We start from the raw sequence: 12,407 nt of genomic DNA on the forward strand, positions 1-12,407 counted from the left end.
GGAAGGGACGGGCGCCGATCGTCAGATTGGCGACTGCCGAGGGGGCTCTTCAGTCGGCTCGGTGGTGGGGGACGGAGTCCGGAACGGCTCTGCTGCCACGGCGGTACGGGGGACGCCGGGTACCCGCGTCCACGTACGGAAATGCTCAGTCCACCAGGCCGGCGCGGTAGGCGGCGATGGCCACCTGTACCCGGTTGGTGACGGCGAGCTTGTCGAACAAGTGGGATATGTGGCTTTTGACGGTTGCCTCGCTCATGTGCAGGCTGGCCGCGATCTCGGTGTTGGAGCGGCCGAGCCCCACCTCGGTGAGCACCTCCCGCTCGCGGCCGGTGAGGATTTCCAGCCGGGCGAGCGCGTCACGGCGACGCCGGATGGGCGCGTCGGTGACCCGGTGGATCAGCCGCCGGGTCACCTGCGGGGACAGCATCGCGTCACCGCTGTGCGCGAGGCGTACGGCACGGATCAGATCGTGCGGCGAGGTGTCCTTGAGGAGGAATCCGCAGGCCCCGGCCTCCAGGGCGGTGAAGACGTGCTCGTCGCTGTCGAACGTGGTGAGGATCACGACCGCGGGCGCACGGGCGAGCCGGCGGATGGCCTCGGTGGCGGCGAGGCCGTCGGTCCGCGGCATCCTGATGTCCATCAGGATGACGTCCGGCCCCAGGCGGTGCACGGCGTCGACCGCCTCGTCCCCGTCCGCGGCCTCCCCCACGACCTCCACGTCGGGCGCGGATTCGAGGATGAACCGCAGTCCGGCGCGGATCAGCGATTCGTCATCCACCAGCAGTGTCCTGATCATGTGCGTCCCTCGCGGATGCGCCCCACGGCAACCGGCCCTCGAGACGCCAGCCTCCCGCATCGCCGGGCGCGCTGCGTACCGTTCCGCCGATCAGCCGGAAACGTTCTGCCAGGCCCACGAGACCGGCTCGGGCGCCGGAAGGGCGCGCGGCGGGCCGGAGCGATCGCTTGTTGGTGACCGTGATCGTGACGCCGTCCTCCGGGCTCCCGGTCACGGAGACGGTGACGGGTGCTCCGGCGGCGTGCTTGTGCGCGTTGGTCAGCCCTTCCTGTACGAGCCGATAGGCGGCCCGGGCGGTCGCCACCGGCAACGTGCCGAGGTCGCCGTGCAGCGTGACGGCGTTGCCGGCCGACGTCCAGGAATCCACCAATCGCCGCAGGTCGGGAAACCCGTCGTCATGTCCGGCCCGCAATACACCCACGATCTTCCGCAGCTCTTCGAGGGCCTCCTGCGCGGTGACCCGGATCAGCGCCGCCTCCCGCTCGATCCGTGCCGATTCCGCGCCGGGGTTGACCTCCAGCCCGCCGGCGTGCAGCGAGATGAGGGTGACCTTGTGCGCGAGCACGTCGTGCATCTCCCGTGCGATTCGGCCGCGTTCGGCGGCCTTCGCCTGTTCGTCGCGCAGGTGCTGTTCGGTCTCGGCGCGCTCCGCGCGTTCCCGCAGTGATCTGGTGAGCTCGCGGCGGGTGGCGGTGTACCCGCCGGCCACCAGCACGGCGGCGGTGGCGGCCATCGCGGAGAGCAGCGTGTCCGTGCCGAACCTGCCGTCGTCGACCCACTGCTGTGCCAGGAATCCCGCCACGCCGATCGCCGCCAGCGCCGCGAACCGCGGGCCCAGTCGCGCCCCCGCACCGGAGAACAGGCCGATCAGCAGCGGCCCGGGGTTGCCCGACAGCGCGTACGCACCCGCCCCGATGGCGGTGACCGCGGTCGGCCACCGATCGCGGAACCACACGGCGCCCGTGGCGACCAGCCCGGCGGCCGCGATGACCACGCGCGGCAGCGGCGCCCACGGCACCCTGACCGCCAGAATGGTCAGGAACAGGCAGAACGCCACGGAGGCCACGCTGATCGCGTGCGGGCCGAGCGTGACGACCCGCCGCAGCGCGTTCCGGTACGTCACCATCGGCCCAGCGTAGCCAGGGCGGCGCCGCGTCACCTCCTACGAACGTCGATGCCGTCCGTCCGAAAATCTCCGACTTTAGTGTGATGCGACCATGGCCGTGATGGCGATGTGGCCGCGCCCTCGCCGGCGGCACCGTTGATGACTCCCGACAACGTCAGGAGTCACGCCGTGTGGCCAGTCACCCTTCCACGCCTGCTGCTCATCGCCGCGCTGTCGCTGGTGGCCGTCTGGCCGCCTGCCGCGGCGGCGGCCTCGCCGCGCATTCCGGACACCCGTCAACTGGCGGACTTCTTCGACGCCGCCATGCCGAGAGGACTGGAGGCCAACCACGTGCCGGGCGCGGTGGTCTCAGTGGTGGGCGCCGGGAAAACCCTCTTCAGCAAGGGGTACGGCCTGGCCGACCGCGAGAACGGGACGCCGTTCGACTCCGGCACCTCGTTGGTGCGGATCGCCTCGATCACCAAACTGTTCACCTGGACCGCGGTGCTGCAACAGGTGCAGCGGGGCAGGCTCGACCTGCACGCGGACGTGAACCGCTACCTCACCACATTCCGCATCCCCGCGACGTACCCCCAGCCGATCACGCTGGCGCAGGTGATGAACCACACCGCAGGGTTCGAGGACCGCACCATCGGCGTGGGCGCGCGGCGCAAGGCCGACGTGCCGCCTCTGGGCACGTATCTCGCCGAGCACATGCCGGCGCGGATACGCCCGCCCGGAGAGGTGTCGGCCTATTCGAACTATGGCGCGGCGCTGGCCGGATACATCGTGTCGCAGGTGAGCGGGCAGCCCTACGACCAGTACGTACAGGACCACATCCTGGACCCGCTCGGCATGCGGCACAGTACGGCCTCCGAGCCGGTCCCCACCCGCTTGACCGTGGGCCAGGCGCGCAGCTACGACTACGAAGACGGGATGTACCAGCGCAAGCCCTTCGTCTTCGACAACCTCCCGCCCGACGGATCGATCAGTGCCACCGCGAACGACATGGCCCGCTTCATGATCGCCCATCTGGAGAACGGGCCCATCCTCGACGAGCCCACCGCCCGTCTCATGCACCAGCGGTCCTTCGCCGCCGACCCCCGCATCGACGGGTACGCCCACGGGTTCAAGGAGCAGACCGTCAACGGGCATCGCGTGATCATGCACGACGGCAGCTGGGAAGGCTTCCAGAGCGCGCTACTGCTGGTGCCCGACGCCGATATCGGCCTGTTCGTCTCCACCAACGGCATGGGCGGCATCGATACCGTCACCGAGCTCATACCCGCCTTCTTCAACCGTTTCCTCCCCGGCGACCGCGCCGCGCCCTCCGGCCCTCCCGGCAAGGCGGCCACGCCCGTGGCGGGCTTCTACAAGCCGGCCCGCACCGTCGAGTCGACCATCGAGAAGGTGCTCACCCTCACCGGCTCCTCCCGGCTGCGGGTCGAGGACGGCGGGAAACTCGCCTTCAAGGGCATGACGTGGAGCCCGCTGGCGCCAGGGCTTTATCAGCAAGACGGCGGCTCCCAGCGGCTGGCGTTCGTCACGAACGGCGCCGGCGTCACGTACGCGGCCACCGACGGGCCCGCCTACGAACTCATTCCCTGGTGGGACACCCCTCCGGCCAACCTCATCGTCGTCCTGGTGTTCGTCGTCACCGCCCTGACGGCCGTACTCGGCCTGCCGTCGGCCGCCGTGCTCCGGCGACTGCGGAGGCGTCCCGCTCAAACGTCTCGCGCCTGGCGCGCCGGCCGCCTCCTCGCCGGCCTGGCCGGCACCGTCGGGCTGGTGTTCGTCGTCATGTTCGCGCTGACCCTGACCGGCGACACGAGCATCCTGTACGGCGTGCCGACGACCCTCCGGGTCCTGCTGCTTCTTCCCCCGCTGTTCCTCGCCCTCACCATCGCCGCGATCGCGACCACCGTGATCGGCTGGAGACACCGGCCCATCGGCATCCTGGCCCGCGGTCACCAGGTGACCCTGCTGGCCGGAATGCTGGCCCTCGTCTGGTTCTGCATTCACTGGAACCTGCTCGGCTGGCAGTTCGGCTGATTGTCGCCCGCCGACAGGCGATCTACCTCCAAGATCTCACCCCGCCACCACGACGTTCACACCCGACCGCCACCGCACCGGCCCGTTCTCCCTGTGAAAACAGGATGGAGTTTCCTCAGTGAGGTACGGCGACGTCACCTCAGGTCACACGCCCCTGGCCCACATCTGCCGCGTGGCCGGATCAGGGGCTCCCCAGGAGGGGCCGGCTCCCGTTTGCGAGGAGGACTCAAGCGCGTAGCAGCATCGGAACAACCGGCAGGGCTGGGTCGTCTGCGGGCCGTCCGAAGTAAGCCGGCGATGACAGGGGACGGCTGAGGCTGTCGGTTCGACAGCGGGCTTGGCACGGTGGCACGCGGGTACCTACAGGTCACTCCGGCTGAATGTAGAGTGCCTGGCTTGCTGCAACCCGCTGGTGCTCGGGGCCATCGAATTCGACAACCTCCATGTGCGTGCGGGATGCCTCGGAGATTCCGGGATCTTGCATGACAATCCCGAGGTCGACTTCAGCCCGTCCAACCTCTGGGCCGAGGACCGCTCATGGGCCCTGTGCGCCGACTACGACCTGTGAGCCACCGAGGTCGCCGGCCCTCCGGCTCTCATCGAAGCGCTGCTGACCGACACCGAGCTCGAGGCGGTACGACTACCCTGAACGACTTGCCGACGAGCCGCCCATCCCCGTCGAAGGCCGCTTCCGGGGCGTTGGAAGCGGCCTCCGGCATTGCTGGATGCCCGCCGCGACCCGGCGGGTCTTGTACCCCGACGTACGGGGGAGTCAGCGGCGCGAGTAGGTGAGGCGCCGCAGTGCGGCCTCGGCCGGTCCTCTTCGCCCACCGGGCGCCAGCAGCGCGGCGAGCACCACGGTGGCCAGCCAGGTCACCACGGCGATGCCGGACGCCGCGGCGTCGCCCACACGCGTGCCGAGCCCTCCGATGTACGGTGTGAACACCGCTACGAAGATCACCGACTGGAGGAGGTAGCAGGTCAGCGACCATTGACCGCACGCGGCCAGAGCCCTGACGACCGGGCCGGAACGGTCGCGCCGCATCCGGCCGGTGGCGAGTCCGATGATGGCCGCGTACGCGAGCCCGCCGGCGATGCCGGTCACGCTGTGCAGTGCGTACGCCGACACGGCCACCATGTCAGATGGCGTCCAGACGCGGGTGTCGACCAGCATCAGCGGCACTGCGCCGACGACGGCCAGCCCGGTGCCCAGGACGGCGACCCGGGAGAGCAGGTCCCGGTGCGAGATGGGGTCTTCCAGCAGGCGGCGCCTCGCCGCCCAGATCCCGAGCAGGAAGGCCGGCACCACGCTGGCGGCGAAGTATGTGGGCGTCATCCCGGACCATCCGATGAGCCGCATCACGGTCGCCTCGATCGGGTCCGCCATGGCGGCGGGCGTGTCGCCCTTGGGCGCGGAGATGGTGAGCAGCCCGAAACCGAACAGGATCACGACGTGCAGCACCAGGCCTACGCTGGCGGCCCGTAGCACGACCTTGTCCTCGCGCCGGATGAACCCGACGAGCACGAGCCCGACCAGCCCGTACGCCCCGAGGATGTCACCGAAGAACAGCAGCAGCGCGTGGCAGAACCCGAACGCCAGCAGCCACAGGCTCCGCCGGCGCAGCACCTTGCGCACTTGTGGCCAGCTCCTGCCCGTGGCGAGCTGCCGGTTGGCGAGCTGCACCAGGCCGTAGCCGAACAGGGCGGCGAACATGGGCAGCGCACGTCCGTCCACCAGCAGGATCTGCGTCCCGGCGACCAGCCGGTCCAGGGGGCCGCCGTCGAGCGCGTAGCCGCGGAAGCCCGCCTCGTGGCCTGACAGGTACATGTGCGAGTGCGCCAACGCGATGAGCAGCAGCATCAGCCCACGTGCGAGATCGGGCGCGAGCGCGCGCTGGGTGATCGGGGTGGCCCCGTGAACGGGAGCCGGTGGGGCGATGGACATGGTTGTCCTCTTGAAATTAGATACAGAGGTGTAGCTAATGTTTGAGAGTAAGATACACCCGTGCAGCTAAGCAAGGGGGAGCGATGGGCGATCACAACGCCCGGATGCGCCGGCGCGGAGAAGAACTGCTGAAGGCCATCCACGACGCCGTGTTGGAAGAGGTGGTGGAGGTCGGTGCGGGGCGGCTGACCATGGACGGCATCGCCCGGCGCGCGGCCACGCCCCGCACGACCCTGTACCGCCGCTGGTCGGACCCGCTGGAGGTGCTCCTCGACGCGCTCTACCACCAGCACCCGGTCGAGGAGCCGACGGCGGGGGCCGACGACCTGCGCGGTGACCTCATCCGCGCCCTGCGCCTCATGGTGGACTGGGCCCTCAGCCCGGCGGGCCGCGCTGTCGCGGCCATCCTCACCGACCCGAAAAGCGCCGCACTGATGTCCGAGGCCCTGTTCGAGCGGGTCTTCGCCAACCGGGGCGGCACGTTCACCCGCACCGTGCTGCAGCACTACGCCGACCGGGGCCACTTCCCGGCTGAGCTCCTCACCCCGGTTGTGGCCGACATCGGCGAGGCCCTCGTCACCAAGCGTCTGATCGACGCCGGGGTACCGCCCAGCGACGAGGACCTCGCGGCGATAGTCGACCAGGCGATCCTGCCCGCGATCGGGAGTCCGACCGGCAGTCGGTCCGGCCCCGGTAGAGGAGCGCGTTGACGATCTTCCGCATCTCGTGGCCGGCCGCGTGACAACAGGCGCGGACGATCACGAACGTCGACGGACGTGTCCGCACCCGTTGGCGCAGGTCACGTACCAGATGCCACCTGCGGAAAACTCCCGCACCTGCCACACCAGCAGAAACAGCCCTCTCGCCAGCGGAAACGCGGTGAGGGGCTGTTCTCGCATGCCCGGCCGTCTACGGCTGTCGCCGGGCGTCCACGGGGGGCTGTGCCGAATACGTGCCCAAGTTCTCAGGGCTTGGCGGCGTCCCGGACGAGGCGTCGAAGTCCTTGACCTGCTCGACCTTGCCGACGACGAAGCAGCCGCGCGGGGAGGCTCTGGTGGAAGCTGATCGGGATGGGGCCTCAGATGGCCGTTGCTGAGGCTCCTTTGAAGCGAGACGGCTATGTGTGCGCTCGTCCACTTGTCCGGCTGAGACGAGGTTGGTTTCTTCAACGCGTCCGCACGAGTGGGTAGGAGATGCGGCGAGCGGGGGCCAGTATCCGGCGACGTACCTCAGCTGCTCGGTGACAGCGAAGGCCCAAGCCCGCGCCGGTGCTGTCGTTGAGCTCCACGATCACCGCGCGGTTACCGTAGATCGCGTGCTTCGACGGCTGATAGGTCCACACGGTGGTGATCGGCCGGTCGCCGTCGACGCCTGTGATGTCGGCCCGATCGTAATAGTCGATGAGCTCGTCGACGGACAACTCCGTGTTCAGTGTCAACCGAACACGGTGGTCGCAGTGGTTGCCGTTGCCACGAAGCGCCATGGAGCCTTCCGCGTGACCATCGACCATATAGGTCTTGGGCGGCAGGGGATGGCTCTCGAATCGATCGATCAGAGCGTCGAGCTTCGCGTCGTTGACCCACATTCGCAGCTCGTGAAGATCAGCTGGCAAGGCCACGCCCATCACCAGGATCACGGCCCCGGCGGCGTCATGCACGCTGGCCGGCACCCCCATGACGGGCTTGGAAGAGGCGAGTGGCTCGGCCTCTTCCTTGGTGGGGTCGCGCGCGGTCAGTCGCTCGGTGACGTGATCGGAGCACAGGTGCTTGACCGCCCGGAGGTGATGGCGCACCCCGCGTACCGGCGGTTCGGGCTTGTCGACGTCGGTGCCCGATGCGCCCTCCAGCGGGAACCACAGGGTCTCCACCGCAGACAGCCGACCCCCTGTCTGGCCACCCGCCGACGCGAGATCACCGGGGTCCTGTCCTCAATGCCGAGAAGACGGGCGATGTGGCGAGGAGCCGGAAAAGGGCGACGTCGGTGACCATACGGAAGAACTTCTCAGCCCCATCCCACGCGTATATTCCACCGAGGCATCTAGGGTCTCGACATGTAGCGACGCATCCCCTTGGGAACCAGCAGCCGGGGGGGCGGAATGCACGGGAGCGCTTTCGAACCGATCGAGACCCCAGTCGAAGTACGGGACCACGAAGACGGCAGAGAAATCCTCAAAGATCGCGACGTAGCAGGACTTTTCAACTCGTTGCGAAGTACGCCGACGCCGGCCAAGTGGACATCGGCATGCGTCTTTTCAAGCAGGATGCCAGGAATACGACGACGTCGTTGACGAGAGTTGCCCTGTTGCGCGTGCCGGACCACGATCATTCGCGTGGGCTTCTACGAGTACTGCCGGGCCGCGGATCGTGAGACGGCGATCATCCAGTCGGAGCATGCTCGTGTGATCGCCGACCCTAAGCACAGCCCGAGATCAGACCGATTCGCCAGCAGGTGGTCTGGAAGCTCTCCAGAAGCCACCGCTAGATGTAGAGGTGACCTCCGGTCAACTCAGCGATCCGTATCGCTGCTCGCAGGTGGTCAACTCGATCGAGCAGATCGATGAGCAGAGGTACGCGAAATCTTCGATGTCCAATATGGTAAATGATGGTTTCGTCATCGGGGACGGTGTCGATCCAGTGCTTGACGAGCGCTTGCAGTTCAGCCGAGAGCGCGGCCAATTCCTCATGCCGGACCGTAAGGTCTTCGCCAGGTAGGAGGGAGAGGAGAGGAAGTCCGAGCAACTGCGCCGGCTTGACCCAGTAGTGGTTGATCGACCTGTGGCTCCCCAGGGCCGCCTCGTAGAGTTCCTGGCCTTCCCCTGGCTCGTCGGCAGGACCGTACACGCAGACGTCATACGACACGGTCCGACGCTATCGCGAATGGTGAACCGGACCTTTTCGGAGGGTGGACGGACAGAGCAGCCACACATACGGGATATGCGCGGGATGATTTTCGTTGGCCGCACGCCTGATGAGAATCAATCTGCAGGTCAGAAATAGTATCGGCGCCGAGAACGCGGCGCTCTTGAAAACCGCTACCGCCGGCTGTGTCCTCCCGGAGGAGGCCCTGGAGCGGGGCAAGCCGTAGGCAGGGGGAACCGGCTCCCGGCGGCCGAATCGGAGCTCGAACGGTCGGTGAGCCCTGATCACGAGTCGACGTCTGGAGCCTGAAGGCTCCCCGTGCGGCAGGCTGGACGCGGTCATGTGCTCGGTCAGACAGCCCCTGTTCAGGCTTTGCGGGCGAGCAGGTGAACTTCCTGGAACTGCCGTCGGTCGGTGGGCTGAGGCTCGCGAACCATCCGGGCCACCTCGGACAACCCGGACTCGCGCAGCATCGCGGCGAGGTGATCAGGCCACCACCGGTAGGCCGGCGCGACGGTGTGATCGAAGACCTGCGTCGGGTGAGACGGACCATCGCTTGCCGAGAAGCCGACCAGAAGGTGGCCGCCAGGTGCCAGCACACGATGGAACTCGGCCAGGATGACGGGGATCTCCTGCGGCGGAGTGTGGATGATGGACCACCGTGAGAGTACGCCGCCCAGCACGCCGTCAGCGATGTTCAACGCGGTCATCGAGCCCACGTCGAACCGCAGGCCCGGATAGGCCTGCCGAGCCAACTCGATCATCGCGGGAGAGGCGTCGACACCAAACGCCGCCAGCCCCAGCTCGTCCAGATGAGCGGTGACATGGCCAGGCCCACACCCCAGGTCCGCGACCTGACCGTCCCCGTTCGCACTCACGACCTCGGCGAAGGCACCCAGGATCGCGCGGTCCAGGGGACTGTCACGCAGCGTGTCGCGGAACAGCTGCGCATAGGTGAGGGCAACAGCGTCGTAAGCCTCGCGGGTGGTACTGAGGACATCGTGTTCGACCATGCTCGCGACAATAGTTCCCGGCCCCGAGGCGAGCGGGAGGATCACGATCTTCCCTCCCGCCCGTTCGCCCGGGCTGTCGCCGGTTCGGAGAAGTCACGTGAGGCAAGTGAGGCGAGGGCGTACTCGCCTCACCAGTGTTCAGGGGGCTTCAGGCATGTCAGCACGGCAGCTGACAGCCTGGGAAACGCTCGAAACCCTGGGCCTCCCGACCCAGGGCACCCCGGCTCAAAGCATCCACGGAGAAGATCAACAACTGATGCGGAGAATTCGCCGGGACGCGGTCAGGTGGCGTCATCCAGCTGTTCGGCCAGCCGCTCCAGGCCACCTTTGATGAGCTTCCCGTACTCGTCGTCGCCCAGTGCGCCGATCCCGGCTCGCGCCTGCTGGAGGTGCTCGCGGGCGCGGCCGAGGTCGCCCAGCTTGCGATAGCAGTCGCTCAGATTGAGGTGCAACGACGGATACAGGCCGGCCACTGAAAGCGGCACCCCGGCCTGCGCCACCTGCTCGTCGGTGACCAGATCGGCGGCGGTGAGCGCCCGCAGATCCCACATCAGCTCCTGGTGCACGTCGTCCTGCACGTCGGCCATCGAATGGGCAAGGACGCAAACATGCAGTGGTTCGCCTTGCTCGCCGCCGATGTCGTCCCAGATCTGCGCGAACAAGTCGCGAGCGGCTTCACGCTGACCTCGGTGGTGATGTAACTCCACTCCCTGGCCGATCCGGGCCATCGTCGGGTCGGCGGTCATTGGCGGCTCCTTCACCGTCGCGGGCGATCGCGGTCAGCGTACTTGCTTACGTGACTCGAGGATCTTCAAGCTTCGGGCCATCCAGTTCGCTTGACAACCCCACACCAGCGGAAACGCGGTATGGCGGCTCTTCTCGTATTTTCGGCTGTTCATGGTCGTCAACGGCGCTCTACGGTTGCTCGCGTCGTACGCGCGTCGTCGTTGGAGCAAGGTCGTCCGTCCCCGAGCCCCCTGAACGGCTTGGTAGTGCTGTGAGCCGCTTCTTCGCAGGTTGCGCGAGATCGGTGTACGTCTTTGCGGGCAAGCTCTCAAGAATTCGAAGTGCTCAGCGCCGTCGCTGCCACCACGGCCATTCAGGCGAAGCATGCGGGTTCGGGAACGTTCGAGCGACGAAGCGTCTGTCGATGGGGAGGACCAAGGCGTACAGGCAGGGCTTGGCCCAGCGCGGCAGTGCGATGAGTGCCTGTTCGAGTCGCCGGCGTGGCCCGTCTCCACAACATTCGGGGCACATGCACGTAGGCGCGATCCGGTCGGCGGTGCCGGGCACTACCGCCTGCGTCCAGGCCAGCAATGCCGCAGCCACCTCACCTGGCCACATGCGAGTGTGTTCCAGTGTGATCACCGCGGCCATGGCTCGGCGTCCGAGGCCGGGGACATGATGGATCGAGGTTCTGTGGGTTCCGCACACCGGTCCTCGTGCGCGGACCGCGGAAGGGCGCCTACGCGGCATGGCCCTTTCTGGTCGACGTCATGGAATTCATGATCGCACGCTGAGAAGCCGCCTTCCGGATTCGATCCACTGGATCACCGCTCTCACGACCGCGTGATGGCCGTTCAGGGTGGGCAGGACGAGGGTGAGATATGAGCCCGGACAAGGTGCGACCGGCCGCCGGACGGCACGCATCATCGAGATCACGCCGCTCGTGACGATGAGTTCCTGGTCGCGGTCCAGCCCCGTTCAACTCCGTTCCGCAGGGGCCGGCCGTGCCCGCCGGTCCAGGTGGAGCCGATCGGGACGGGCAAGATCAGAACTGCTGATGCGGTCTGGTGTACGCCATGATGTCGCCGCGCGGACGTTGGCCTAATGATCACCCGGTGATGGGTGGACGCCGTAAGTGGGTGCGATCGACGGTCCGGGGCTTTGGTGCCTCGGCACGAGCCCACTGGACATGGTGAATATGGAGGGAAACTGTGTAAAAAGTGTGAAGTTATCTGTCCGGGTGTGGCGTAGTTGCTCGTCGCTGCAGAAAACTTCACGCCGTGTCGACCGCATCCAGCGAGAAGAAGCCCCTGAGCCGTCCGGTGCTCAAGGTGGTGTCACTCGCATGGCTCACGCTGGTGGCGCTGGAGTACTTCTGGATTCCGGTGTTCAGGGTGTCCGAGCTGTTCGCCTGGCTTGCGATCATGGCGGTCTGGTTATGGGTGATCAGCCGGTCGGTCGCGGTGGTGGTGACCTGTCTGTTCCTCAAGGACTACGGCCGGTGTGTCGCCGTGCTGTTGCTTGCCCTCGGTGCCGGAGCGGTGGTCAGAACCGCCGACTGGGAGCCCCTGTATGCGGAGGGCCAGGTATGGCTGCACCGGGACGCGTTCGCCGAACTTGCCTCCGACTATGACAACCACCGCCCACTCACCGTGCCCGGGTGGATGGAATATCTGTCGATAGACGGTCGGGTACGGTCACAGGACGACGCGCTCTACCTGCCGGTGTTCGAGGATTGGCGGGCGGAGAGCGGCAGGGGCATCGCCTATGTCCCGGGTTCCGGTGGTCGAGGTGCGACGGTCCGCACGGCGAGCGGTGATCTCGGCAGTGCCACACGCGAGCTTGGAGATGGCTGGTGGTGGGTGGAGTAGGTGTCAGATCGACTTTCCGATCCGCGTGTCGGGTGGTCCGC

General features: G+C 67.3%; 10 protein-coding genes. 3 read left to right on the forward strand and 7 right to left on the reverse strand.

Annotation, left to right across the window (positions count from 1 at the left end; all coding sequences use genetic code 11):
• Nucleotides 1–145: 145 nt before the first annotated feature.
• Together ACVCAG_RS34210 and ACVCAG_RS34215 are read right to left on the reverse strand one after the other, a co-directional pair.
• Complete coding sequence (locus tag ACVCAG_RS34210) at nt 146–796, reverse strand: response regulator (RefSeq protein ID WP_440082613.1); 651 nt, start codon at nt 794–796, stop codon at nt 146–148.
• Nucleotides 771–1,922 (reverse strand): histidine kinase, encoded by a 1,152-nt coding sequence (locus ACVCAG_RS34215; RefSeq protein ID WP_440082614.1) that lies wholly within the window; start codon nt 1,920–1,922, stop codon nt 771–773. The genes ACVCAG_RS34210 and ACVCAG_RS34215 overlap by 26 nt, the downstream gene beginning before the upstream one ends.
• A gap of 168 nt (nt 1,923–2,090) precedes the next feature.
• Here ACVCAG_RS34215 and ACVCAG_RS34220 point away from each other — a divergent pair, with 168 nt between their 5' ends.
• Nucleotides 2,091–3,953, forward strand: coding sequence for a serine hydrolase (locus tag ACVCAG_RS34220; RefSeq protein WP_440082615.1), 1,863 nt, complete (start codon nt 2,091–2,093; stop codon nt 3,951–3,953).
• A gap of 772 nt (nt 3,954–4,725) precedes the next feature.
• Here the strand turns inward: ACVCAG_RS34220 and ACVCAG_RS34225 are convergent.
• Entirely contained in the window at nt 4,726–5,898 is a 1,173-nt protein-coding gene (locus ACVCAG_RS34225; protein WP_440082616.1) for a DUF418 domain-containing protein, read from the reverse strand.
• 83 nt (nt 5,899–5,981) lie between these two features.
• Here ACVCAG_RS34225 and ACVCAG_RS34230 point away from each other — a divergent pair, with 83 nt between their 5' ends.
• Entirely contained in the window at nt 5,982–6,608 is a 627-nt protein-coding gene (locus ACVCAG_RS34230; protein ID WP_440082617.1) for a TetR/AcrR family transcriptional regulator, read from the forward strand.
• Between the two features lie 455 nt (nt 6,609–7,063).
• Here ACVCAG_RS34230 and ACVCAG_RS34235 read toward each other — a convergent pair whose 3' ends face one another.
• From ACVCAG_RS34235 to ACVCAG_RS34250, 4 genes are all read right to left on the reverse strand, one after another.
• The gene (locus ACVCAG_RS34235; protein WP_440082618.1) at nt 7,064–7,765 is read right to left on the reverse strand and encodes a hypothetical protein; all 702 of its coding nucleotides are present in this window, start codon (nt 7,763–7,765) and stop codon (nt 7,064–7,066) included.
• A 610-nt stretch (nt 7,766–8,375) separates the two neighbouring features.
• Nucleotides 8,376–8,756: a hypothetical protein gene (locus ACVCAG_RS34240; RefSeq protein ID WP_440082619.1), complete on the reverse strand. Its 381-nt coding sequence runs from the start codon at nt 8,754–8,756 to the stop codon at nt 8,376–8,378.
• Between the two features lie 365 nt (nt 8,757–9,121).
• Entirely contained in the window at nt 9,122–9,769 is a 648-nt protein-coding gene (locus ACVCAG_RS34245) for a methyltransferase domain-containing protein (RefSeq protein WP_440082620.1), read from the reverse strand.
• Between the two features lie 281 nt (nt 9,770–10,050).
• Nucleotides 10,051–10,515: a hypothetical protein gene (locus ACVCAG_RS34250; RefSeq protein WP_440082621.1), complete on the reverse strand. Its 465-nt coding sequence runs from the start codon at nt 10,513–10,515 to the stop codon at nt 10,051–10,053.
• A 1,260-nt stretch (nt 10,516–11,775) separates the two neighbouring features.
• Here ACVCAG_RS34250 and ACVCAG_RS34255 point away from each other — a divergent pair.
• Nucleotides 11,776–12,366, forward strand: a complete 591-nt coding sequence (locus ACVCAG_RS34255; RefSeq protein WP_440082622.1) for a hypothetical protein — start codon at nt 11,776–11,778, stop codon at nt 12,364–12,366.
• The last annotated feature ends 41 nt before the right edge of the window (nt 12,367–12,407 follow it).

It is taken from the genome of Streptosporangium sp. G12, assembly GCF_052983175.1.